The sequence below is a fragment of the Cellulomonas sp. Marseille-Q8402 genome (assembly GCF_965119525.1).
The window spans coordinates 1,193,655-1,217,278 of the sequence record NZ_CBCPLX010000002.1 but is presented as its reverse complement, the minus strand read 5'-3'; the positions used below and the strand labels follow the sequence as shown (position 1 = coordinate 1,217,278).

23 protein-coding genes are annotated in these 23,624 nt (G+C 75.9%); 8 read left to right on the top strand and 15 right to left on the bottom strand.

Annotated features, from left to right (window positions below; genetic code table 11):
• Positions 1–684: a VOC family protein gene (locus ACWPWW_RS16505; protein WP_454051417.1), complete on the bottom strand. Its 684-nt coding sequence runs from the start codon at positions 682–684 to the stop codon at positions 1–3.
• A gap of 114 nt (positions 685–798) precedes the next feature.
• Here ACWPWW_RS16505 and ACWPWW_RS16500 point away from each other — a divergent pair, with 114 nt between their 5' ends.
• The 4 genes from ACWPWW_RS16500 (at position 799) to ACWPWW_RS16485 (ending at position 4,739) form a co-directional block, all read left to right on the top strand.
• Positions 799–1,560, top strand: a complete 762-nt coding sequence (locus ACWPWW_RS16500; protein ID WP_454051416.1) for a MerR family transcriptional regulator — start codon at positions 799–801, stop codon at positions 1,558–1,560.
• Positions 1,561–1,803: 243 nt separating this feature from the next.
• Positions 1,804–3,168 (top strand): cryptochrome/photolyase family protein, encoded by a 1,365-nt coding sequence (locus tag ACWPWW_RS16495; RefSeq protein WP_454051415.1) that lies wholly within the window; start codon positions 1,804–1,806, stop codon positions 3,166–3,168.
• Between the two features lie 145 nt (positions 3,169–3,313).
• Positions 3,314–3,880, top strand: a complete 567-nt coding sequence (locus ACWPWW_RS16490; protein ID WP_454051414.1) for a DoxX family protein — start codon at positions 3,314–3,316, stop codon at positions 3,878–3,880.
• A 298-nt stretch (positions 3,881–4,178) separates the two neighbouring features.
• The gene (locus ACWPWW_RS16485; RefSeq protein WP_454051413.1) at positions 4,179–4,739 is read left to right on the top strand and encodes a DoxX family protein; all 561 of its coding nucleotides are present in this window, start codon (positions 4,179–4,181) and stop codon (positions 4,737–4,739) included.
• 231 nt (positions 4,740–4,970) lie between these two features.
• Here the strand turns inward: ACWPWW_RS16485 and ACWPWW_RS16480 are convergent, their stop codons facing one another.
• From ACWPWW_RS16480 to ligA, 7 genes are all read right to left on the bottom strand, one after another.
• Complete coding sequence (locus ACWPWW_RS16480; protein ID WP_454051412.1) at positions 4,971–5,516, bottom strand: GNAT family N-acetyltransferase; 546 nt, start codon at positions 5,514–5,516, stop codon at positions 4,971–4,973.
• 132 nt (positions 5,517–5,648) lie between these two features.
• Positions 5,649–7,157: an Asp-tRNA(Asn)/Glu-tRNA(Gln) amidotransferase subunit GatB gene (gene gatB, locus ACWPWW_RS16475; protein ID WP_454051411.1), complete on the bottom strand. Its 1,509-nt coding sequence runs from the start codon at positions 7,155–7,157 to the stop codon at positions 5,649–5,651.
• On the bottom strand, positions 7,154–8,668 hold the full coding sequence (gene gatA, locus ACWPWW_RS16470) for an Asp-tRNA(Asn)/Glu-tRNA(Gln) amidotransferase subunit GatA (protein ID WP_454051410.1): 1,515 nt from the start codon (positions 8,666–8,668) through the stop codon (positions 7,154–7,156). The genes gatB and gatA overlap by 4 nt, the downstream gene beginning before the upstream one ends.
• Before the next feature lies 1 nt (position 8,669).
• Positions 8,670–8,966, bottom strand: a complete 297-nt coding sequence (gene gatC / locus ACWPWW_RS16465; protein WP_454051409.1) for an Asp-tRNA(Asn)/Glu-tRNA(Gln) amidotransferase subunit GatC — start codon at positions 8,964–8,966, stop codon at positions 8,670–8,672.
• A gap of 68 nt (positions 8,967–9,034) precedes the next feature.
• Positions 9,035–9,448: a pilus assembly protein CpaE gene (locus ACWPWW_RS16460; protein ID WP_454051408.1), complete on the bottom strand. Its 414-nt coding sequence runs from the start codon at positions 9,446–9,448 to the stop codon at positions 9,035–9,037.
• A gap of 55 nt (positions 9,449–9,503) precedes the next feature.
• Positions 9,504–10,751 (bottom strand): GNAT family N-acetyltransferase, encoded by a 1,248-nt coding sequence (locus ACWPWW_RS16455; RefSeq protein ID WP_454051407.1) that lies wholly within the window; start codon positions 10,749–10,751, stop codon positions 9,504–9,506.
• Positions 10,748–13,189 (bottom strand): NAD-dependent DNA ligase LigA, encoded by a 2,442-nt coding sequence (gene ligA / locus ACWPWW_RS16450; protein WP_454051406.1) that lies wholly within the window; start codon positions 13,187–13,189, stop codon positions 10,748–10,750. Before ligA ends, ACWPWW_RS16455 begins: the two co-directional genes overlap by 4 nt.
• 130 nt (positions 13,190–13,319) lie before the next feature.
• On the opposite strand from ligA, the gene ACWPWW_RS16445 reads away from it, so the two are divergent.
• Together ACWPWW_RS16445 and ACWPWW_RS16440 are read left to right on the top strand one after the other, a co-directional pair.
• On the top strand, positions 13,320–13,544 hold the full coding sequence (locus ACWPWW_RS16445) for a helix-turn-helix domain-containing protein (RefSeq protein WP_454051405.1): 225 nt from the start codon (positions 13,320–13,322) through the stop codon (positions 13,542–13,544).
• A gap of 115 nt (positions 13,545–13,659) precedes the next feature.
• Positions 13,660–14,040 (top strand): DUF6907 domain-containing protein, encoded by a 381-nt coding sequence (locus tag ACWPWW_RS16440; protein WP_454051404.1) that lies wholly within the window; start codon positions 13,660–13,662, stop codon positions 14,038–14,040.
• 53 nt (positions 14,041–14,093) lie between these two features.
• Here the strand turns inward: ACWPWW_RS16440 and ACWPWW_RS16435 are convergent, their stop codons facing one another.
• The 5 genes from ACWPWW_RS16435 to ACWPWW_RS16415 all read right to left on the bottom strand — a co-directional run bounded on the left by ACWPWW_RS16435 (position 14,094) and on the right by ACWPWW_RS16415 (position 18,257).
• The gene (locus ACWPWW_RS16435) at positions 14,094–14,312 is read right to left on the bottom strand and encodes a helix-turn-helix domain-containing protein (RefSeq protein WP_454051403.1); all 219 of its coding nucleotides are present in this window, start codon (positions 14,310–14,312) and stop codon (positions 14,094–14,096) included.
• 90 nt (positions 14,313–14,402) lie between these two features.
• Positions 14,403–14,867, bottom strand: coding sequence for a hypothetical protein (locus ACWPWW_RS16430; protein ID WP_454051402.1), 465 nt, complete (start codon positions 14,865–14,867; stop codon positions 14,403–14,405).
• Complete coding sequence (locus ACWPWW_RS16425) at positions 14,864–15,910, bottom strand: hypothetical protein (protein WP_454051401.1); 1,047 nt, start codon at positions 15,908–15,910, stop codon at positions 14,864–14,866. The genes ACWPWW_RS16430 and ACWPWW_RS16425 overlap by 4 nt, the downstream gene beginning before the upstream one ends.
• The gene (mnmA, locus tag ACWPWW_RS16420; RefSeq protein WP_454051400.1) at positions 15,907–17,055 is read right to left on the bottom strand and encodes a tRNA 2-thiouridine(34) synthase MnmA; all 1,149 of its coding nucleotides are present in this window, start codon (positions 17,053–17,055) and stop codon (positions 15,907–15,909) included. The genes ACWPWW_RS16425 and mnmA overlap by 4 nt, the downstream gene beginning before the upstream one ends.
• A complete protein-coding gene (locus tag ACWPWW_RS16415) occupies positions 17,055–18,257 on the bottom strand; it encodes a cysteine desulfurase family protein (protein WP_454051399.1) in 1,203 nt (400 codons plus the stop codon). The genes mnmA and ACWPWW_RS16415 overlap by 1 nt, the downstream gene beginning before the upstream one ends.
• Positions 18,258–18,296: 39 nt before the next feature.
• Between ACWPWW_RS16415 and ACWPWW_RS16410 the strand changes: the two genes are divergently transcribed.
• Positions 18,297–19,292 carry a phosphotransferase family protein gene (locus ACWPWW_RS16410; protein ID WP_454051398.1) on the top strand — a complete coding sequence of 332 codons (996 nt, stop codon included), beginning with the start codon at positions 18,297–18,299 and terminating at the stop codon, positions 19,290–19,292.
• 112 nt (positions 19,293–19,404) lie between these two features.
• Here the strand turns inward: ACWPWW_RS16410 and ACWPWW_RS16405 are convergent, their stop codons facing one another.
• Complete coding sequence (locus ACWPWW_RS16405) at positions 19,405–20,394, bottom strand: electron transfer flavoprotein subunit alpha/FixB family protein (RefSeq protein ID WP_454051397.1); 990 nt, start codon at positions 20,392–20,394, stop codon at positions 19,405–19,407.
• Entirely contained in the window at positions 20,391–21,224 is an 834-nt protein-coding gene (locus ACWPWW_RS16400) for an electron transfer flavoprotein subunit beta/FixA family protein (RefSeq protein ID WP_454051396.1), read from the bottom strand. Before ACWPWW_RS16400 ends, ACWPWW_RS16405 begins: the two co-directional genes overlap by 4 nt.
• Positions 21,225–21,332: 108 nt before the next feature.
• Between ACWPWW_RS16400 and glgX the strand changes: the two genes are divergently transcribed.
• Positions 21,333–23,555: a glycogen debranching protein GlgX gene (glgX, locus tag ACWPWW_RS16395; RefSeq protein ID WP_454051395.1), complete on the top strand. Its 2,223-nt coding sequence runs from the start codon at positions 21,333–21,335 to the stop codon at positions 23,553–23,555.
• Positions 23,556–23,624 lie beyond the last annotated feature (69 nt).

Genomic DNA, 23,624 nt, shown 5'->3' with positions numbered 1-23,624 from the left:
CTAGCCGTCGCCGCGGGCCTGCCAGGTGCAGACGCACGCCTCGTTGCCCTCGGGGTCCGCGAGCACCCAGAACGCGGGCGCGCGGCGGTCCGACAGGAGGGTCCCGCCGGCCGCGAGCGCAGCGGCGACCCGGGCCTCCGCCTGGTCGTGCGGCACGGTCACGTCGACGTGGATGCGGTTGCGCTGCGGGCGGGGCGCGTCCATCTGCTGGAACCAGTAGCCGGGGCCGAGCGCGCCGGGGTCGGCGAGCACCTGGTCGTCCGGGTCGGAGCCCGCTTCCGTCACGTAGCCCAGCACCGCGCGCCAGAACGGCGCGACCGCCGGGATGTCGAGCGCGTCGATCGCGATCTCCTGGGTCGCCAGCAGCGCGGGGTCACCCGCCAGACCCAGCTCGTCCGCCACGCGCGTGACCGCCTCGGCGAGCGCGAGGTCCGCCTCCGTGAGCCCGTGCGCGGCTCCGGTCGTGGTGCGGACCTGGACGTGGCCCGGGTGCAGCGTGACGTCGGGCCGGGCGCCGACCCGCACCGCCGCGTCCGCGACGCGGGCGACGAACGCCGCGCCGGCGGTCAGGTCGGGTGTGCGGAAGGCGGCCTGGAGCCAGAGCAGCAGCACGCGCCAGTGCCGGGGGTCGACGCGGGCCGTCGCCGCGGCGGGACCGATGACCGGGGGCTTCGCCTCATCCATGGGCCGAGCGTGCCACCGGCCACCGACACCGGGCTTGCGGTTGACGCGACGTCAACTCCTAGCGTCGGATGACGACGGCGGGCAGGCCGCCGTCGGAGGCAGGGAGAGCAGGCCGTGACCACGCGTCAGCAGGAGCGGTGGACCACCGCCGAGGTGGTCCGGCTGGCGGGCGTCACGTCGCGGACGCTGCGGCACTACGACGCGATCGGGCTGCTGCGCCCCGCCGGCAGCGCGCCGGGCGGGCAGCGGGAGTACGGCCACGACGAGCTGCTGCGGCTGCAGCAGGTCCTCGTGCTGCGGGAGCTCGGCGTGGGGCTCGGCGAGATCGCCGACATCCTCGACGCCGGCGGGTCGCGGACCGAGCGGCTCCGGGAGCACCACGCCCGGCTGCTGGCGGAGCGCGACCGGATCGACCGGCTCGCGCGCACCGTCGCCTCCACCATCGAGTCCCTGGAAGGGGGCACCGTCATGCCGGCGGACCAGCTGTACGAGGGTGTCGACCACCGCCAGTACGAGGAGGAGGCGCGCGGGCGCTGGGGCGACGCCGCGGTCGACCGCGGCAACCGGGCCTGGGAGCAGATGTCCGACGCGGAGCGGGCGGAGCACCAGCGCGAGGGCGAGGCCGTGAGCCGGGAGCTCGCCGGGCACCTGACGGCGGGTACACCCGTCGGCGACGCCGCCGTGCGCGACCTGGTCGCCCGGCACCACGCGTGGGTGTCCCGCTTCTGGACGCCGACCGCCGAGGCCTACCGCGGGCTCGGGGCGATGTACGTCGACGACCCGCGGTTCACCGCGACCTACGACGCGGTCGCGCCGGGGCTCGCCGGCTACCTGCGGGACGCCGTCGACGCCCACGCCGACGAGGTCGCGGACTGACAGGTCGGGACCAACGACCCAACCACCGGGCACGCGGCGGCGGCAGGCTGAGACACGGATCACCGGCCGCCTCTCCCCCGGGGCGGCCACCGGGCTCACGCCCGCGGTCCGACGGTCACCTGGTGACGACGACCCGTCACCAGGTACCCCCCGTCGAGGTACCACCGGCTCATCGCCCGGGCCGGTGGTACCTCGACTCACGTCCCGCTCGCGACCGCGTGCCCGGCTGACTACCGTCGCCGGGTGACCGCCCTCCACTGGTTCCGCCGCGACCTGCGGCTCGGCGACAACCCGTCCCTGCACGCGGCGGCCGACGCGGGCGACGAGGTCCTCGCGCTGTACGTGCTCGACCCGCGCCTGTGGGCGGCGGCCGGCGCGCCCCGCCGCGCGTACCTGGCCCGCAGCCTGGCCGCCCTGGACCAGCAGACCGGCGGGCGCCTGCTCGTGCGCCACGGCCACCCCCGCGACGTGGTCCCCGCCGTGGCCCGGGAGGTCGAGGCCCGGACCGTGCACGTCGCCGCCTCCTTCGAGCCGTTCGGCCGGCGCCGGGACGACGACGTCGAGTGGCAGCTCGAGGACGCCGGCGCGCAGCTGGTCCGCACCGGCTCCCCGTACGCCGTGGCCCCCGGTCGGGTCCGCAACGGGTCCGGCGCGCCCTACCAGGTGTTCACCCCGTTCCGGCGCGCCTGGGCGCAGCACGGCTGGCACTCCCCCGCGCCCGACGGCGCGGCGACGGCCCGCCGGGTGCGGTTCGCCGACGGCGGGCGGTCGCAGGACCTCCCCGACGCGCCGGTGCCGGACGGCCTCGAGCTCCCCGAGGCGGGCGAGGTCGCGGCGCTGGCCCGCTGGCGCGAGATGGCGTCGGGCCCGCTCGCCCGGTACGACGACGAGCGCGACCGGCCCGACGTCGACAGCACCTCGCGGCTGTCGGTCCCGCTCAAGTGGGGCGAGATCCACCCGCGCACGATCCTCGCGGACCTCTCCCGCCGGCGCGGCACCGGCGCGGACACGTTCCGCAGCCAGATCGCGTGGCGCGAGTTCCACGCCGACGTGCTGTTCCACCACCCGCGCGGGAACCGCGAGTCCCTCACGCCGGTGGTGCCCGAGAACGCGTGGGTCGGCGGTGCGCAGGAGGAGGCGTACCTGACCGCCTGGGCCGACGGCCGCACCGGCTACCCGATGGTCGACGCGGGCATGCGGCAGCTGCGGGCCGAGGGGTGGATGCACAACCGGGTGCGGATGCTGGTCGCGTCGTTCCTGGTCAAGGACCTGCACGTGCGCTGGCAGCGCGGCGCGGACCACTTCATGGCGTGGCTGGTCGACGGCGACCTGCCCCAGAACCAGATGAACTGGCAGTGGGTCGCCGGCACCGGGCGGGACGCGTCGCCGTACTTCCGCGTGTTCAACCCGACCACCCAGGGGGTCAAGTTCGACCCCGACGGGTACTACGTCCGCCGCTGGGTCCCCGAGCTGCGCAACATCCCGGGCAAGGCCGTGCACGAGCCGTGGAAGCTGCCGCGGTCGGCGGCACCGGACTACCCGGAGCCCATCGTCGACCACGCCCACGAGCGCGCGGTGACGCTCGGGGCGTACCACTCGATGCGCTGACCCGGACGCCGGCCGCCCGGGACCCCGGTCCTGGGTCTCCCCGCCCGTCCGGCAAGTCGGGACCTTCGGCCTGCACCACGCCGCCACCGACGCGGGACATTGAGACGGTCGTCACAAAGATGTGGATCTGACCGGAGGCACGACCATGACCGCACCCACGCTCTCCCGATCCTCCGCCGGGCCGGCACCCCTGCCCGCCCAGGAGGACGTCGTCACCACGGCGAACGCGCGCCGCGCGCTCGCCGTCACCCGGCTCGCCACGGGGTTCATCTTCCTCTGGGCCTTCCTCGACAAGACGTTCGGGCTCGGGTACGCCACCCCGTCCGAGCGCGCCTGGCTGAACGGCGGCACGCCCAGCCAGGGCTTCCTCAACGGCGACGCCGTGGTCGGGCCCTTCAAGGGCTTCTTCCAGGGCATCGCCAGCCCGGCGACGGACGTCCTGTTCATGCTCGGCATGCTGGGCGTCGGCCTGGCGGTGATGCTCGGGATCGGGCTGCGCGTCTCCGCGTGGGCCGGCTCCCTGATCATGGTGATGATGTGGGCCGCGGAGTGGCCCCTCGTCTCCGGGTCGACGAACCCGCTGGTCGACTACCACCTGATCTACGCGCTCGCGCTGATCGCCGTGGCGACCTGCCTGGCCGGGGACACCTGGGGGCTCGGGCGCTGGTGGCGCGAGCTGCCCGTGGTCCGCACCCAGCGCTGGCTCCGCTGACCGCACCCGCGCGCACGGCCGCGAGGCGCCCGTCCCTCTCCAGGGGCGGGCGCCTCGCCGCGTCCGCGGTCGCGCGGGCTGCCCCTCCGCGCTCCGGGCTCGACGGTCGACAGCGCGGCGCCGGCCGGGCGCAGGGTGGGACCCAGGTCCCGGTCCAGGGGCGTGACGGGGAGATTCGACCCGGCGCCAGCGTCCTGTGCCGAGGACCTGGGACTTCTGTCCGGGGTGCGGGGCCGCTCGCGGGAGGACATTGGGAAAGTCATCACAAGGACGAACCCGAACGAACGAGAGCCTGATCATGACCACGATCACCACCCCCCGCCGCGAGGCGGCCGTCACCTCGCGGACCCAGGACGACGTCGTCACGTCGGTGCGCGCCCGCCGCGTGCTCGCCGTGCTCCGCCTGGCGACGGGGTTCATCTTCCTCTGGGCGTTCCTCGACAAGACCTTCGGCCTGGGCTACTCGACCGCGTCGGAGGCCGCCTGGATCAACGGCGGGACCCCGAGCCAGGGCTTCCTGACCCACGCCGCCATCGGCCCGCTCGCCGACTTCTTCATCTCGATCGCCAGCCCCGTCTCGGACGTGCTGTTCATGCTCGGCATGCTGGGTGTCGGCGCCGCGGTGATGCTGGGCATCGGCACCCGGGTCGCTGCCGGCGCCGGCGCGCTCATCATGGCGATGATGTGGCTCGCCGAGTGGCCGCTGCAGTCGGGCTCGAGCAACCCGGTGATCGACTACCACGTCATCTACGCCATCGCGCTGGTGCTGTTCGCCCTGACCGCGGCCGGCGACACCTGGGGCCTCGGCCGCTGGTGGAAGAGCCTGCCGGTGGTCGACAAGAACCGCTGGCTGGTCTGAGCCACCGCGCGGGCCCACCCGGCCCGCCCCCTCGGCGCGAGGCGCCGGTCTCCCCCTCCGGGAGGCCGGCGCCTCGTCCGTGCGCCAGCGCGACGCACGCGCGCGCCGCGCGCCCCCGGGAGTCCCGTTCGAGGTCGTCAGTCCTGCACGAGGTCGTCAGTCCTGCGGGACGACCTCGTGCCGACATGACGACCTCCCCGCGCCCGCCGAGGCGCGGCGCGGCGCGCGGCGTCAGGCGGCGCGCAGCGCCCGGTACTCGTCGTCGAGCATCCCCATGACGATCGCGTCGCACCAGCCGTCGCCGTCGCGGTACGCATCCCGGAGCCGGCCCTCGACGACGAACCCGATGCTCTCGTACAGCGACCGCGCCCGGGCGTTGATGCTCAGCACGTCGAGGCCGATCCGGTGCAGGCCGATGCCGTCGAACGCGAGGCCCAGCACCAGCTCGATCGCCTCGGTGCCGTACCCGCGGCCGCGGTAGGCGGGCCGCATCACGAGCCGCAGGTCGGCCGAGCCGACCGTCTCGTCGATCTCGGTGAGGACGATCTCCCCGAGGTACTCGTCCGAGCCGTTGGCGGTGATCGCCAGGTCGATCCGGCCGTCGACGCCGGCGACGCCGGCGCACCACGCGTCCACCTGCGCGCGGGTGAAGACCGTCGTGGTGCCGGTCGTCCGCATGCTCTCGGCGTCGTTCACCATGTCCCACATCGCCGCGGAGTCGTCCGCGCGGATGGGTCGCAGGTGGATCATCTCGCCCTCGAGCGTGGGCTTCTCCATAGGTGCCTCCCCCTCGTCCACCCGATGCTAGGCACTGCGGGTCACCGGCATGTTTCGCCGCGCCCGCGGCGGGCCTCCCGCACGCACGACGACGGCGGCGCACCCCGGGGGGTACGCCGCCGTCGGGCTGCGTCAGGCCTGCACGCGCTCCAGCACGAGCTCGCGGACGCGACCGGCGTCCGCCTGCCCGCGCGTCGCCTTCATGACCGAGCCGATGATCGCGCCGACCGGGCCCAGGTTGCCGCCACGGATCTTCTCCGCGATGTCCGGCTGCGCGGCGAGCGCGGCGTCGATGGCCTCGAGCAGCGGGCCGTCGTCCGAGACGACCTCGAGCCCGCGCGCGACGACGACCGCCTCCGGGTCGCCCTCCCCCGCGAGCACGCCCTCGAGCACCTGGCGCGCGAGCTTGTCGTTGATCCGGCCCGCGTCGACCAGCTGCTGGAGCTGGCCGATCTGCGCCGGCGTGATCGGCAGGTCGCCGAGCTCGACCTCCTGCGCCTTGGCGGTGCGGGCGAGCTCGCCCATCCACCACTTGCGTGCCGCGGCCGGGCTGGCACCGGCGGCGACCGTGGCCTCGATCAGCTCGATCGCACCGGCGTTGACGACGTCGCGCATCTCGGCGTCGGCGTAGCCCCAGTCGCCCTGGAGGCGGCGGCGCCGCGCGGCGGGCAGCTCGGGCAGCCCGGCACGGATCTCCTCGACCCACTCGCGCGACGGAGCGACGGGCACCAGGTCGGGCTCCGGGAAGTACCGGTAGTCCTCGGCGTCCGACTTCACGCGGCCGGCCGTGGTGATGCCGGTGTCCTCGTGCCAGTGCCGCGTCTCCTGGGTGACCGTGCCCTGCGCGTCCAGGATCGCGGCCTGACGGCTGATCTCGTACCGCACGGAGCGCTCGACCGACCGGAACGAGTTCACGTTCTTGGTCTCGGTGCGGGTGCCCAGGGGCGACCCGGGGGTCGGACGCAGGGAGACGTTGACGTCGGCGCGGACGTTGCCGCGCTCCATCCGGGCCTCGGAGACGCCGAGCGCGCGGAAGATGTCCCGGAGCGTCTGGACGTAGGCGCGGGCGACCTCGGGCGCGCGCTCCCTCGCGCCGACGATCGGCCGCGTGACGATCTCCACGAGCGGGATGCCCGCGCGGTTGTAGTCGACCAGCGAGTACTCGGCGCCCTGGATGCGACCGGTGGAGCCGCCCACGTGGGTGTTCTTGCCGGCGTCCTCCTCCATGTGCGCGCGCTCGATCTCGACGCGGAACACGGAGCCGTCCTCGAGCTCGACGTCCAGGTACCCGTCGTGCGCGATGGGCTCGTCGTACTGCGACGTCTGGAAGTTCTTCGGCACGTCCGGGTAGAAGTAGTTCTTCCGGGCGAACCGGCAGGACTCGGCGATCTGGCAGTTCAGCGCGAGGCCGATCCGGATCGCGTACTCCACGGCGGTGCCGTTGACCGCGGGCAGCGCACCCGGCAGGCCGAGCGACACCGGCGACACCGCGGTGTTCGGCTCGTCGCCGAAGGTCTGCGGCGCGGCGTCGAACATCTTGGTCCGCGTGCCGAGCTCGACGTGCACCTCGATGCCGATGACCGGGTCGAACCGGGCCACGGCCTCGTCGTAGTCGACCAGGTCGACGGTCTGGGTGCTCACTCGCCCACCTCCAGCTCGGGAGCCTTGGCCAGCAGCGGGCCGCCCCAGTTCTTCTCCAGCAGCGCCTCGAGGGCGGCGCCCACGCGGTAGAGCCGGTCGTCCGCCTTCGCGGGGGCCAGCACCTGGAAGCCGACGGGCAGCCCGTCGTCCGACAGGCCGTTCGGCAGCGACATGCCGGGCACGCCGGCCAGGTTGGCCGGGATGGTGGCGACGTCGTTGAGGTACATCGCCAGCGGGTCGTCCAGCTTCTCGCCGAGCTTGAACGCCGTGGTCGGGGCGGTCGGCGAGACCAGCACGTCCGCCTGCGCGAACGCGGCGGCGAAGTCCCGCTGGATCAGCGTGCGGACCTTCTGGGCCGAGCCGTAGTAGGCGTCGTAGTACCCGGCGGACAGGGCGTAGGTGCCGAGGATGATCCGGCGCTTCACCTCGTCGCCGAAGCCGGCGCCGCGGGTGGCGGCCATGACCCGCTCGGCGGTCACGGGGCCCTCGCTCGGCTCGACCCGCAGGCCGAAGCGCATCCCGTCGAACTTGGCCAGGTTGCTGGAGGCCTCGCTCGGCAGGATCAGGTAGTAGGCGCCGAGCGCGTACTCGAAGTGCGGGCAGGAGACCTCGACGATCTCCGCGCCCGCGCCGCGCAGCAGCTCCAGCGACTCCTCGAACCGCGCGAGCACGCCGGGCTGGTAGCCCTCGCCCTGCAGCTCGCGGACGACGCCGACGCGCACGCCGGTCAGGTCGCCGGTCGCACCCTGGCGGGCCGCCGCGACGAGGCCGGGCAGCGGCTCGGGGATGGACGTCGAGTCGCGCGGGTCGTGGCCGCCGATCAGCTCGTGCAGCAGCGCCGAGTCGAGCACGGTGCGGGTGACGGGGCCGGCCTGGTCGAGCGAGGAGGCGAGCGCGATGAGGCCGTAGCGGGAGACCGACCCGTAGGTGGGCTTCACGCCGACGGTGCCCGTGACGGCGCCGGGCTGGCGGATCGAGCCGCCGGTGTCGGTGCCGATCGCCAGCGGGGCCTCGTACGCGGCGACGGCCGCGGCCGAGCCGCCGCCGGAGCCGCCGGGGATCCGGTCCAGGTCCCACGGGTTGTGCGTGTTGCCGTACGCGGAGTGCTCGGTCGAGGACCCCATGGCGAACTCGTCCATGTTGGTCTTGCCGAGGATCGGCAGGCCCGCGGCCTTGATCCGCTCGACCAGGGTCGCGTCGTACGGCGGCACCCAGCCCTCGAGGATCTTCGAGCCGGCGGTGGTCGGCAGGCCCTGCGTGACGACGACGTCCTTGACGGCGATCGGCACACCGGCGAGCGGGTGCAGGTCGGCGCCGGCGGCGCGGCGCTCGTCGACCTCGCGCGCGGTGGCCAGCGCCTGCTCGCCGGAGACGTGCAGGTACGCGTGCACCGCGGGCTCGACGGCGGCGATGCGGTCCAGGTGCGCCTGGGTCGCCTCGACGCTGGTGACCTCGCGTGCGGTGAGCTTGTCGGCCAGGTCTGCGGCGGACAGCCGGGTCAGGTCGGTCATCTCACTCCTCCCCGAGGATCTGCGGGACGAGGAACTTGCCGTCCTCGGAGGCCGGGGCGCCCGAGAGCGCCTGGGCCTGGGTCAGCGGCTGCTCCGGCACGTCGGGGCGGAACACGTTGGTCATCGGCAGCGGGTGGCTGGTGGCCGGCACGTCGGGCGTGGCGACCTCGCTGACCCGGGCGACCGACTCGACGATCACGTCGAGCTCGCCCGCGAGGCGGTCGAGCTCCTCGGAGGTCAGGTCGATCCGCGCCAGGCCCGCGACGCGCGCGACCTCGTCACGAGAGAGGGAGGACATGCCCCGAGTCTAGACGCGGACTCCCGCCCGACCGCGTCGTCTCCAGGCCCGGTCCCGGCGGGTCGTGCTCAGACGCGCGCCGCGGAGACCAGCGCGAGGACGGCGTCGGCGTAGGCGTCCGCGGCCTGCTCCGCGGAGAACGCCCGCTCGGGCCGGCCCGGCAGCTCGATCACCACCAGGTACGACCCGTCGAGCGCCCGGGCGAGGCTGCGGAAGGTGCCGCCGAGCAGCTCGCGCAGCTGGTCCTCGCGCGGCAGCCAGACGGCGTCGTCCTGCGTGACGGAGTCGAGCGCCCACTCCGTCGTGCCGTTGAAGCCGAGCACCGTCCCCGAGGGGTACGCGTGCGGCTCGATGGTCATCTCGCTGATGGTGAAGACCTCGCCGGCCAGCGCGGGCTGGCGCAGGACGAACCGGTCCCCGGACTGCGGCGTCCAGCGCAGGCCGGCGGCCTGGAGGAGCTCGGCGCGCTCGATGGCGATCATCGCGCCAGTATCGTCCGGGCCGCTGCGACGTGCCCGGCGAGCCCGGTCGGCCCCGCTACCGCGCTCCGGAGCGCTCCCAGTAGGCGTACCGCTCGGCGGGCCGGAAGCCCTCGGCGGCGTACAGGTCGGCCGCGGCCTGGTTGGCGGCCTCGACCTGGAGGAACGCCCGGCGGGCACCCCGCTCGGCCGCGGCCCGCAGCCCCGCGCGCGTCAGCAGCCGGCCCAGGCCGCGTCGGCGCGCGTCCTCCGCGACCGCGAGGCACGCCAGCCCGGTCCAGCCGTCGGCGAGCGCGGCCCGCAGCACGCCGAGCACCCGTCCGTCGGGCCCGGCCGCGGCGAGGTACAGCGCCGGCGACCCCAGCAGCACGCGTCGGGCGAGCTCGCGGTCGACGGGCGAGCCGTGCGCCTTGACGCCGAGCCACCCCGTCAGCCAGGCGTCGTCGGGCCTGTCGGCCACGGCCAGCCGCACGCCCTCCGGCGCCAGGACCCGCCCGGGCGGCAGGGCGGCCAGGTCCCGCACGAGGACGTCGGTGACGGCGGTCTCGGCGTAGCCGCGGTCGGCGAGCACGCCGGCGAGCCCGCCGGTCGCCGCCGAGCAGATCCGCACGACGGCCGGCTGACCGGCCTCGGCATACCGGGCCTCGACCCGGTCCAGCGTCGCCGGGAGGTCGGCCGGCGTGCCGAGCGGGAGCGCGCTGTTGGCCCGCCGGGTGAAGCCGCCGGACAGCCCCAGCCGCCAGCCGTCCACCACCTCGGTCGACACCGGCACCCAGGTCGCCGCCTCGACCAGGACACCGGGCGCGACCGGCGGTGCCCACGTGAGCACCTGCAGCGTGATGTGCTCGTGCCCCCAGTCGCGGTCCGGGGCGGCGGCGAAGCCCAGCCGGTCGTACAGGCGGCGGGCGGCGGCCATCTCGGGCAGCGTCGACAGCACCACGCCCCGCGCGCGCCGGGCCACGGCCTCCCGCAGCGCCGCCGTCACGAGCCGCTCGGCCACGCCGCGGCGCCGGGCCTCCGGGGCGACGGCGAGCATCCGCAGCTCGAGCTCCCCCGGCTCGGCCACCTCGGCGTAGGAGGTCGCGTACGGCGCGAGCGTCAGCGTGCCGAGCACCACGTCCCCCGCTCCGCCCGGCACCACGGCCACCAGCAGCACGGCCTCGCGGGCGCGCCGGGCCGCGTCGCGCAGCTCGTCCTCGTAGTCCTCGTCCACCGCGAGCAGGCCGTCGGCGTGGTAGGCCTCGGCGGTCAGCGCCCCGGCCTGGTCGAGGTCCTCGGCCCGCGCGACGCGGACGCGGACGCTCACGCGCCGGTCCCCGCCGGCTCGTCGTCCGGCGTCCCGGCGTCCCGGGCGTCGTCGGCGTCCGCCCCGTCACCGCCCGGCACGTCCCCCAGACCCGCGGGTCCCTCGGCGAGCAGCGTGACGAACCCCGCCTCGTCGAGGATCCGCAGCCCGAGCTCGCGGGCCTTCGCCTCCTTCGACCCGGCGTTCTCCCCCACGACCACGTAGTCGGTCTTCTTGGACACGCTGCCGGACGCCTTGCCGCCGCGGGACAGCACCGCCTCCTTCGCGCCGTCGCGGCTGAACCCCTCCAGGCTGCCGGTGACGACGACGGTGAGCCCCTCGAGGGTCCGCGGGGTGGACGCGTCCGCCTCGTCCGCCATCACGACGCCCGCGGCACGCCACCGGTCGACGATGTCGGCGTGCCAGTCCTCGGCGAACCAGTCGACGACGGAGTCCGCGATCGTCGGGCCGACGCCGTCCACGGCGGACAGCGCGGCCCGCGCCGCCTCCACGTCCGCGAGCGCCGCCCGCAGCGCGTCCATCGACCCGAACCGCTGCGCGATCGCCCGGGCGGCGGTCGGCCCGACGTTGCGGATGCTCAGCGAGACCAGCACCCGCCAGAACGGCTTGGTCTTCGCGGCGTCGAGCTCGTCGAGCAGCTTCTTGGCGGCCTCGGACGGGACGTCCTCGTACTCCGGCAGCGGTTCTCCCGCCGCCTCCGCCTCGCGGCGGGCCCGCACGCTGAACGTCACGCGGCGCCGGAACGGGGTCCGCCGGCGCACGGTGCCGTCGTCGTCGACCCGCGGCTCCCCCGTCTCGGGGTCGCGGACCACGACCTGCACCTGCTGCAGCGTGGCGAAGCTCCGCGCCCGCACCCGCTCGCGCTCCTCCTCGGGGGCGTCGGGCGCCCAGCCGACCAGCTCGAACAGGTCCGCCTCGTTGACCACCGGCGGCTGCTCGGGGATCTCGGGCTGCGTCAGCGCCGCGGCGGTGACCTCCCCGAGCGCCTCGATGTCGAGGGCGCCCCGCGAGCCGATGTGCTCGACGCGACCGCGCACCTGGGCCGGGCAGGTGCGGGCGTTCGGGCAGCGCAGGTCGACGTCGCCCTCGCGCATCGGCCGCAGCTCCGAGCCGCACTCGGGGCAGTGCGTCGGCATCGTCCAGTCGGTGCGCGGGTAGCCGTCGTCCGCGAGCGCGGTCACGGGCCCGACGATCTCCGGGATGACGTCACCGGCCTTGCGCAGCACCACCATGTCGCCCGGGCGCACGCCCTTGAGCGCGACGACGTCCTTGTTGTGCAGCGTCGCCATCGCGACCGTCGACCCCGCCACCCGCACCGGCTCCATGACCGCGTACGGCGTCACCCGGCCGGTCCGGCCGACGTTCACCTCGATGGCGAGCAACCGGGTGTTGACCTCCTCCGGCGGGTACTTGTAGGCGATCGCCCAGCGCGGCGCCCGGCTGGTGGCCCCGAGGCGCCGCTGCAGCGCGAGCTCGTCGACCTTGATCACGATGCCGTCGATCTCGTGCTCGACCTCGTGCCGGTGCTCTCCGTAGTGCTCGATCATCTGCTGCACGCCCGCCAGGTCCGGCACGACGCGGTAGTGCGGCGACGTCGGCACGCCCCAGCCGGCCAGCAGCTCGTACACCTCGGACTGCCGCTCGAGCCCCGTCGCCCGCGCCCCGCCCCAGCGCAGCGCCCCGATGCCGTGGGCGTACATCTGCAGCGGCCGGCCCGCGGTGACCCGGGGGTCCTTCTGCCGCAGGGAGCCGGCCGCGGCGTTGCGCGGGTTGGCGAACGGCGCCTTCCCGGCCTCGACCTGGGCGGCGTTCAGGCGCTCGAAGGCCTCGACGGGCAGGAAGACCTCGCCGCGCACCTCGATCTGCTCCGGGTGCGTGGCCGGGTCGCCGCCGAGCGTCTCCGGGATCGCGGCGATCGTCCGGACGTTGAGCGTCACGTCCTCACCGGTGCGGCCGTCCCCGCGGGTCGCCGCCCGGACGAGGCGGGCCGGGCCGTCGCCGGACCGCTCGTAGAGCAGCGCGATCGCCAGCCCGTCGATCTTCAGCTCGGTCAGGTAGTGCACGGCGGCGTCGGGCGCGGTCTCGAGGTCGCGGTGCACGCGCTCGGCCCAGGCGGCCACGTCCTCCGCGGAGAAGGCGTTGTCGAGGGAGAGCATCCGCTCGACGTGGTCGACCGCCCGGAACTCCGTCGAGAACGTGCCGCCCACCTTCTGCGTGGGCGAGTCGGGGGTGCGGAGGTCCGGGTAGCGGTCCTCGAGCGCCTCGAGCCGGCGCATCGTCACGTCGTACTCGGCGTCGCTCGCCGACGGCTCGTCCCGGACGTAGTAGGCGAACTGCAGCTCGCGCACCCGGTCCGCGAGCTCCGTCCAGCGCTGGCGCGCGCCGGTCTCGTCCAGGCCGGCGTCGTCGGGGGTCGTCTCGGGTCGTGTCGCGTCCACGGGCACATCATGCCGCGAGCTCCCGACACCGCACCCGCCGTGCCGCACGTGCGGCTGGACGGCCCCGACCGGCGGGTGCTACTCATAGGTCTGTAGACAGATGAGTAGCACGGAACCGACCGTGTGCGGCATGGAAGGCGATCTGCAGGCGGAAGTCGGGCGGCGCGTGCGCCGGATCCGGACCGAGCGGGGCATCAGCCAGGAGGAGCTCGCCGGAGCCGTGGGCGTGCACCGCACGTACCTCGGCGGGGTCGAGCGGGGCGAGCGGAACCTCACGCTGCGCTCGGTCGAGCGCCTGGCCGACCGGCTCGGCGTGGACGTCCGGACGCTGCTCGGGATCGCCGACGCCGGCTGATCACCGGCGCCTGTGGACAACTCGCTCTCGGTGTCGGTGCCCGCGGTCATCGTGGTTCCGGACGAGGGGTACGGGCCGCCGGGGGCCCCTCGCGACACCGATCCGAGGAGGAGCAGTGACGAGGGACGACCGACCGACCTGGCAGGTGGAGACCTGCCCGCCCTGGTGCGTGGTGCTGCACGCGGAGGACGACCTCGAGGGCGACCGCGTGCACGTGAGCGCGTCGATGTCCGTGCCCGCCCGGCAGCTGCTCGGCGGGCCGGAGGCGGCCCTGCCCGCGGACCTGCGGCTGGACGACGCCGTGCCCGGGTCGCCGGAGGCGCCCGACCGCACGGCCCACGTCGAGCTCGCCGTGGCCGTGCACCGACGCGACGGCGGGCGGACCACCTGGGTCTACGCCGGCGACGGCAGCGTGCAGCTGCTGGAGCTGACCACCGACTCGTGGGCACGACTCGTCCCCGCGGTGGACCGCGCCCTGGCGCTCGCCGGGGACTGAGCGCCGGCGGACCCGTCCCGCCCGGCAGCCGGCGGTGACGGGTCCGGCGGCCGTCAGTCGTCGCGGGCGAGCAGGGCGAACGCGTCCACGCCCAGGGCGTCGGCGACGCTCTCGACGGTCTGCAGCGCGAGGTTCCGCTCGCCCCGCTCGATGCCGCCCACGTAGGTGCGGTGCCGGCCGATCGACTCCCCCAGCGCCTCCTGGGTCACGCCACGGCCGGTCCGGATGCGTCGGAGGTTGCGCCCGACGACGCGCTGCAGGTCACCTGTCACGAGGACGTACGCTCGCGGACCCCCGCACGGCGGTCCACACCCGGATGAGTAGCACGGCCCGGGTCACGCCGAGCGGACGCGCGGGCGGCCTCAGGCGGACACGGACGCGCGGGCGGCACGACGCCGGCGCCGCACCTCGACGACGACCGTGGTGGCGACCGTGAGCACCCCGACGCCGCCGGCCACGGCCGCCGCGGTCGCCACCCACCCCGGCCGCTCCGCGAGGACGGTCGTCCGGCTGCGCCCGTCCGTGGTCCAGGTGCACACCGCGCGGGGCGGCAGCAGCGACGACGTGACCTCGGCGTCGCCCTCGTCCGCCGTCGCGGCGGCGACGCAGGCGTTCCCGGGACCGGTGCCGGCGTCGTCCGCCAGCCCGGTGCGGAGCGTGGCGGTCACCAGCCCCACCCACAGGACCAGCAGCGTGACCAGGCCGGCGAGGGCCAGCAGCGCGCCGGCGGCGAGCGTCGTGGCCGGTCCCCGGCCCAGCCACACGGGGCTCCGGCGCGCAGCCGGCCCGCCGCCCACCGGCCCGCCGGCCGCGCCGCCCGCGGTCACGCCTCCGCCCGCTCGGCCACGACCGCCGCGGCCCGCGCCACGGTCGCCAGGGTGGACCGGGCCGCGGCCGGGTCGACGACCGTCCCGCCCGGACCGGCGGTGGGCACCGCCGGTCCCGCCGGGGCCAGCAGCACCACGTCACGCAGCCCGGCCCGCGTGAGCCCGACCCGCTCCCAGCCGCGCAGGACCGCGTCCGCGACGCCGCGCACGTCGGGCCCCGCGCACTGCGAGGTCTCCGGCTGCGGGACGCCCGCCCAGAGCGCCGTCCCGGCCTCGACGACCTCGGCGATCTGCTCCCACCAGCGCTCGTCGAGCCCGGCGACGTCCACGCCCAGCGCGTCGGCGCCGGCACCACGTGCGGCCCCGAGGGCGGGCGTCCCGGCGCCGACGTGCAGCACGACCCGCTCGGCGCCGCCGGCCCGCAGGAGCGTCACCAGCCGCGCCAGCCGCTCGGACGCGACCGGCGCCGGCACGGCCCGCAGCCGCGCGTAGCCGGAGAACGACGGCAGGACGCCCGCGACGACCTGCGCCAGCAGCGGCTCGTGCAGCAGCACCGTGGGCCGGGCGCCGGGGACGGACCGCCGCACCGCCGCGAGGTGCTCGGTGATCCCGGCGCCGAGCGACTCGACCAGCTCGGCGACGGCTCCGGCGTCGGCCACGGCCCGGTCGCCGCGCGCCAGGTAGACGCTCGCGGCGAGGGTCAGCGGCCCGGACACGGGCACCACCAGCGGGCCCTCCCAGCCGTGCGCGGCGACGGCGAGGGCGTCCAGGTCGGTCCGGTGCGTGGCCGTCAGCCGGGTGGCGTCGCGCCCGGGGCGGTCGGCCAGCTGCCAGCCGTGCGGGCCGAGGTCGGCGGGCATCTCGACCAGCAGGCCGAGGGCGTGGGCAGCGAGCGTCCCGTACGGGCCCCGCTCGGGCAGCCGGACCGTCCAGGGCAGGCCCTCGACTCCGTCGCGCAGGTCGGTGAGGTCGCCGAGCACCGTCTGCTGCGCCTCGAGCGGGTCCGTGCCGGGCCAGGGACCGGTGCCGCTGACCGCCGTCACGCGGTGGCCGCCGAGGTGGCCGACGCAGCCGACGCAGCCGACGCAGCCGCCGCAGCACGGTGCGCGACGTCGACCGTCGCCTGCCCGAGCACCACGTCCCCGTCCGGCCCGCCGTACAGGACCGCCGACTGCCCGGCGGCGACACCGCTCAGCGGGCCGTCGACGCGGATCTCGACCCCGCCGCCGTCCGTGGCGCGGGCGCGGGCGGGCACGGTGGCGCCGTGGGCGCGGACCTGGAGCCGGCACGCCGTCCAGCCGGCGGGCGGCGCGGTGAACCAGACGGCGTCGGTGGCGTCGACCGCCCCGACGGCCAGCTCCTCGACCCCGCCGACGACGACCCGGTTGGCCACGGGCTCGATCGACAGCACGTACCGGGGCCGGCCGTCGGGGGCCGGTCGCCCGAGCTGCAGGCCCTTGCGCTGGCCGATCGTGTAGCCGTAGGCGCCGTCGTGCGTGCCGAGCACCGTGCCGTCGGCGTCCACGACCTCGCCGGGGCGCGAGCCCAGCCGGTCCCGCAGGAACCCGCGGGTGTCGCCGTCCGCCACGAAGCAGATGTCGTACGAGTCCGGCTTGGCGGACACGCTGAGCCCGCGCGCGGCGGCCTCGGCGCGCACCTCGTCCTTGGACGCGACGTCGCCCAGCGGGAACAGCGCGCGCGCGAGCCGCTCGGGGCCCATCACGGCGAGGACGTACGACTGGTCCTTCGCGAGGTCGCGAGCGCGCCGGAGCACCGGGGTGCCGTCGGGGCCGGCCGACGCGCGGGCGTAGTGCCCGGTGGCCACGGCGTCGAACCCGAGCGCGAGCGCCTTGTCGAGCAGCGCGTCGAACTTGATGTGCTCGTTGCAGCGCACGCAGGGGTTCGGGGTGCGGCCCGCCTCGTACTCCGCGAGGAAGTCCGCGACGACGGTGTCCTCGAACCGCTCCGACAGGTCCCAGACGTAGTACGGGATGCCCAGCACGTCGGCGGCCCGCCGCGCGTCGCCGGCGTCCTCGATGGAGCAGCAGCCGCGCGACCCGGTGCGCATCTGCGCCCGGTTCCGGGACAGCGCCATGTGCACGCCGACGACCTCGTGGCCGGCGTCGACCGCGCGGGCCGCCGCGACGGCGGAGTCGACGCCGCCGGACAGCGCCGCGAGGACCCGCATCAGGCCGCCCCCGCCTTCGACCGCGGTGCGCCGGCGAGCCCGGCCGCGCGCGCCCGCCCGACCGCGTCGGGCAGCGCCGCCAGCAGGGCGTCCACGTCGTCCTGGGTCGACGGCCACCCGAGGCTGAACCGCAGCGCGCCGCGTGCGTCCGCCTCGTCCAGCCCCATCGCGAGCAGCACGTGGCTGGGCTGCGGCACGCCGGCCTGGCACGCCGAGCCGGTGGAGCACTCGACCCCCGCGCTGTCGAGCAGGTAGAGCAGGGAGTCGCCCTCGCAGCCCGGGAAGGTGAAGTGCGCGTTCGCGGGCAGCCGGTCCGCGCGCTCGGCCGGGCCACGCAGCACGGCGTCGGGCACCGCCGCACGGACGCCGGCCACCAGCTCGTCCCGCAGGGCGCCGAGCCGTGCGGCCGTCGCCTCGCGCGTCGCGACCGCGTGCGTGACGGCCGCGGCGAACGCCGCGATCGCCGGCACGTCGAGCGAGCCCGAGCGCACGCCGCGCTCCTGGCCGCCGCCGTGCAGGACGGGGACCAGGCCCAGCTCGCGTCGCGCCAGCAGGGCGCCCACGCCGGTCGGGCCGCCGAGCTTGTGGCCGCTCACCGTCATCGCGTCCAGCCCCGAGGCGCCGAAGTCGACGGGCACCTGCCCGACCGCCTGCACCGCGTCGGCGTGCACCGGGATCCCGTGGGCGTGCGCGAGCCGCACGACGTCCGCGAGCGGCTGCGCCGTGCCGACCTCGTTGTTCGCCCACATCACCGACACCAGCGCGACGGCGTCGCCGTGCTCGGCCAGCTCGTCGCGGAGCGCGTCGACCCGCAGCCGGCCCTCGTCGTCCACGGGCAGCAGCACGATCTCCGCCCCGGCGTGCTCCGCCAGCCAGAACGCAGGGTCGAGGACGGCGTGGTGCTCGACGGCCGACACCAGCACGCGCCGACGGGCCGGGTCCTGCGCGGTCCGCGCCCAGAACAGGCCCTTCACCGCGAGGTTGTCCGCCTCGGTCCCGCCCCCGGTCAGCAGCACCTCGCTCGGCCGGGCACCCAGAGCCGCGGCCAGCGCCTCGCGCGCCTCCTCGACCGCACGCCGGGCGCTGCGGCCGGAGGTGTGCAGGGATGACGGGTTGCCTGTCCGGGACAGGTGCTCGACCAGGACGGCAGCCGCCTCCGGGAGCACGGGCGTCGTGGCCGCGTGGTCCAGATACGCGCTCACCCGCACGATTCTACGAATCGTTTTGGCAGGATGTGCCCCGTGAGTGCCGACGACGCGACGACGCCGCCCCTGGCCTTCAGCGGCCAACGCCTGGACTGGCGCGACCTGCCGCGGTCCGTCCGCACCCGGATCCAGGAGCTGACGGGCTCCCAGGTGACCGCCGAGACCAGTGCGACCACCGGGTTCAGCCCCGGTTTCGCCGCGGTGCTCGAGCTGGCCGACGGGCACGGCGTGTTCGTCAAGGCGGTCTCCCCCGAGCAGAACCCGGAGTCCCCCGAGCTCGCCCGGGCGGAGGTACGCGCGGCCGCCGCGCTGCCGGCCCAGGTGCCCGCGCCGCGGCTGCTGTGGTCCGACGACGACGGCGACTGGGTGCTCCTCGGGTTCGAGGTCGCGCCCGGCCGTCCGCCGCTGCTGCCCTGGCGCCCGGACGAGCTCCAGGTCGTGCTGCGGGCGCTGGACACCCTCGCCGAGGCGGAGCCGCTGCCGGGGCACGGCCTGAGGGGCACCCAGGAGCTGCTCACCCGCGACTTCACCGGGTGGGCGACCCTCGCGGCGCTGCCCGGCGCGGAGCTGGACCGGCTGGCGACGCTCGCGGGCGGCACCGGGGCCTGGGTGCGCGAGCACCTCGCGGCGCTGGTGACCTGGGAGCAGGACGCGCTCGCGGCCTGCGTCGGCACGGCGCTGGTGCACGGCGACCTCCGGGCCGACAACGTGCTGATCGACCACGACCACGACGGCGGCCGGGTCGCGCTGATCGACTGGCCGCACACGAGCGTGGGCGCACCCTGGCTGGACCTCGCGTTCATGCTGCCGAGCGTGGCCATGCAGGGCGGCGGCGCGCCGCAGGACATCTTCTGGTCCCGGCCGGCGTCGCGGGGCGTCGAGCCCGAGCGGCTGCGCGCCGCCGTCGCCGGCCTGGCCGGCTACTTCGCGCACAGCGCCCTGCAGCCCGCGCCCGTGGGCATCCCGAACCTGCGCCGGTTCCAGGCCGCGCAGGCGCGGCACGCCGTCGCCTGGCTCGGCGCCCTCGCCTGACCACCGGGGCCGTGACGACGGCGAGGTCGTCACCCGTGCACGAGGTCGTCGGTCCTGCGGGACGACCTGGTGCCGTGATGACGACCTCGGCGGTGGCGCTGCGCGGCGCGGCTCAGCGGCGGCGGCGGCGGAGCTCCTCGGTCAGCTGGGGCAGCACCGTGAACAGGTCGCCGACGATCCCGTAGTCCGCGATCTCGAAGATCGGCGCCTCCGGGTCGCTGTTGACCGCCACGATCGTCCCGGACGCCTGCATGCCGCCCCGGTGGTGGACCGCCCCGGACACGCCCGCGCCGATGTAGAGCCGCGGCGAGACGGTGACGCCGGTCTGCCCGATCTGCGACTCGTGCCCGATCCAGCCCTCGTCCGTCGCGACGCGGGTCGCGCCGACGGCGGCCCCGACCTCGTCCGCGAGCGCCTCGAGCACCGAGAAGTCGCCCTCGGTCCCCCGGCCGCCGACCACGACGACGTCGGCGGACGACAGGTCGGGGCGGTCGGACGGCGCCTCGGGGGTGCGCTCGACGACGCGGACCCGGGTCGCGCGCTCGGACACCGCGACCGCGCGGGGCCGGACCTCGGGGATCGGCGGCGCCTCGGCCTCGACGTGCCGGGAGACGATCGCGCCGGCCTTCACCGTCACGACCGCCAGCTCGGTGCGCACCGCGCAGCGCGTGGTCCAGGTGCCGGCCAGCACGGTCTTGCCGGCCACGACCCGGCCCTGCTCGTCGCGCCCGACGGCGGCGGCGTCCGTCACGACGCCCGCCCCGGTGGCGACCGCGAGCCGGGCCACCGCCTCCTTGTTCTCGAACGTCGACAGGGTCAGCAGCACCGAGGCGCCGGCGTCACGCACGGCGTCGACCAGCACCTCCGCCAGCACCGGGGTCAGCCGGGGGTCGGCGTCGCCGGTGGTGACCGCGTGCACCACCGACACCCCGTGCCGCCCCAGCACCGGGAGCGCGGGGTCCAGCGGTTCGTCGCCGACCCAGAGGCCGTGCACCTCGCCGCCGTCGGCCAGGTCGCGGGCCGCGGTCGCGAGCTCGAGCACGCTGCCGCGCAGCGCACCGGTCCCCGCGTGGTCCAGCAGGATCAGGACGGTGGCGCTCACAGGACCTCTCCCGTCGCGGGGGTGGTGCGGACCAGCTCGTGCTCGACCAGCCACGCGGCCAGCCGCGTGCCCGCCTCGCCGTCGTCGGCGACCAGCACCCGGTCGGTGCGCGGCGGCCGGGGCGCGGCCTCCAGCACCTCGGTGCGGGCGCCTGCGGTCCCGACGGTGCCGGGGTCGACGCCCAGGTCGGCGAGGGTCAGGGTCTCGACCGGCTTCTTGCGGGCCGCCATGATCCCCTGGAAGTTCGGGTAGCGCGGCTCGTTGGCGCGGTCCGTGACCGACACCAGCGCGGGCAGCGGCGCGCTGAGCACCTCGGTGACGTGGTCGAGGTCGCGGCGCACGGTGACGGCGCCGTCCGCCAGCGTGACCTGCGCCGCGAGCGTCAGCTGCGGCAGGTCCAGGAGGTCCGCGAGCGTGGCGGGCAGCAGCGACGTGAGCCCGTCCAGGCCCGCCATCCCGGTCACCACCAGGTCGACGGGTGCCTGCTCCCCGAGCCGGCGCAGGACGGCGGCGAGCACCGTCGCGGTGCCGAAGACGTCGGAGCCCGCGACCGCGTCGTCCAGGACGTGCACCGCGGCGTCCGCCCCGAGCTGGAGACCGCGGCGCACCGCGTCCTCCGCGTCGTCCGGGCCCACGGTGACGACGACGACCTCCGCGTCCCCGCCCGCGTCCCGGGTCTGCTCGGCCAGGACGACGGCCGCCTCGACGGCGTTCTCGTCCAGCTCGTTGATCGTGCCGTCGCCCCCGTCACGGACCATGCGGCCGTCGGGCCCCAGCGACCGGTCGGACTGGATGTCGGGCACGTGCTTCACGCACACCACGATTCTCACCTCGGGAACGTTACCCGCAGGGGCGCGCGCACGGCACGGGACCCCCGTCCCGCGCCGGAGCCGCAGGTCGGGGGCGGGTGAGGCCGGTGGCGGGGCCACAATGGGCCGGTGACGTCCGCCAGCCGCGCACCCGGGACACCCGGCGCGCCCCCGCCCCGCCTCGGCGTGCACGTGACCGACGACGGCGTCGAGGTCGCGGTGCTCGCCCCGCACGCCGAGGCCGTCGACCTCTGCCTGCTCGACCCGGACCCCACGGCGACGACCGGCTGGGCCGAGCGCCGCGTGCGGCTCGCGGGCCCCGAGCTCGGGGTGTTCGCGGCGCGCGTGCCCGGCGTGCGGCCCGGTCAGCGGTACGGCCTGCGCGCGCACGGTGCGTGGGACCCGGCCGCCGGGCTGCGCTACAACCCGGCGAAGCTGCTGGTCGACCCGTACGCGTACGGGCTGCTCGGGGAGGTCGACCACGGCCCGGCGACCTACGGCCACGTCGTCGACGACGCGCTGCGCGGCGACCCGCTCGGCGCGGCGGACCCGCGGGACTCGGTGGCGCACGTGCCGCACGCCGTCGTCGTGGACCGGCGGCCCGGGCACCGCGGCGCCGGCGACGCCGTCGACCCCGCCGCGAACCGGCCCTGGGTGCCGTGGGCCGACACCGTGGTCTACGAGGCGCACACCCGCGGGCTGACCGTCCGGCACCCCGGTCTCCCGCCGCACCTGCGCGGCACCTACGCCGCCCTGGGCCACCCGGTCGTCGTGCAGCACCTGCGGGACCTGGGCGTCACCGCGGTCGAGCTGCTGCCGGTGCACGCGTTCTCCTCCGAGCCGCACCTGGTCCAGAAAGGCCTCACCAACTACTGGGGCTACAGCACCCTCGGCTTCTTCGCCCCGCACGCCCCGTACGCCACCGCCGCGGCGCGCGCCGCCGGCCCGGCCGCCGTCCTGGACGAGCTGCGCACGGCCGTGCACGCGCTGCACGAGGCCGGCATCGAGGTCCTGCTCGACGTCGTCTACAACCACACGTGCGAGGGCGGGATGGGCGGCCAGCACCTGTCCTGGCGCGGCCTGGACTCGGCGCTCTACTACCTGCACGACGGCGGTCACCCCGCGGCGCTGGCGGATGTCACCGGCACCGGGAACACCCTCGACTTCCGCCGGCCGGAGGTCGTGCGCCTCGCGCTGGACTCCCTGCGGTACTGGGCGCAGGAGGTCGGCGTCGACGGGTTCCGCTTCGACCTGGCCGTGACCCTCGGCCGCGGCCGTGCCGGGTTCGACCCCGACCACCCGTTCCTCGTCGCGGCCGGCAACGACCCCGCGCTGCACGGCCTCAAGCTGGTCGCGGAGCCGTGGGACGTCGGCCCGGGCGGCTGGCGCACCGGGCAGTTCCCGCCGCCGTTCGCCGAGTGGAACGACAAGTTCCGCAACTCCGTCCGGTCGTTCTGGCTCGCCGACCCGGCCCGCGCCGCGCACGGGCTGCCCGAGCACCGGGTCCGCGACCTCGCCACCCGGCTGTCGGGCTCGGTCGACGTGTTCGGCCACTCGGACCCGCCGCTCGTCCGGGGGCCGCGGGCGAGCGTCAACTACGTCACGGCGCACGACGGGTTCACGCTGGCGGACCTCGTCGCCTACGAGCACAAGCACAACGAGGCGAACGCCGAGTCCAACCGCGACGGCTCCGACGACAACCGGTCCTGGAACCACGGCGTCGAGGGCCCCGTCGGCGCCGACTCGGTGGCCGCCGACATCGTGCCGCTGCGCCGCCGGTCGATCCGCAACCTGCTCGCCACCCTGCTGCTCGCGACCGGCACGCCGATGCTCACCGCCGGCGACGAGATCGGCCGCACCCAGCGCGGCAACAACAACGCGTACTGCCAGGACTCGGCGCTCTCCTGGGTCTCGTGGGACCTGGCACCGTGGCGGCGGGACCTGCTGGCGACCGCGCAGCGCCTGACCGCCCTGCGCCGCGCGCACCCGGCGCTGCGCAGCACCCGCTTCTTCACCGGCCGCGCCGCCGGCGGCGACCGCCCCGACCTCACCTGGTTCGACCCCACCGGGGCGCCGTTCACCCACGAGCGGTGGCACGACGGCGACCTGCGGACCCTGCAAATGCTCCGGGCGGTCGACGACGACGCGGTGCTGGTGGTCGTCAACGGGTCGCTGGACCCGGTCGACGTCGTGCTGGCGGACGGGCGGCCGACCACGTGGACCCTCGCGTGGGACTCGACCTGGGAGCACCCGGACGAGGCGGGCTCGGCGGCGGTGAACGGTGCGTTGCACCAGGACGCCGGCACCCGCGCGCTCCTCGAACCGCTGAGCCTGCGCGTCTACACCGCCTGACCCGTCCCTGCGCACCGCCAGCGCCGCGAGGGTGCTCCGCCGAGGTCGTGCGACGTCGCCGAGGTCGTG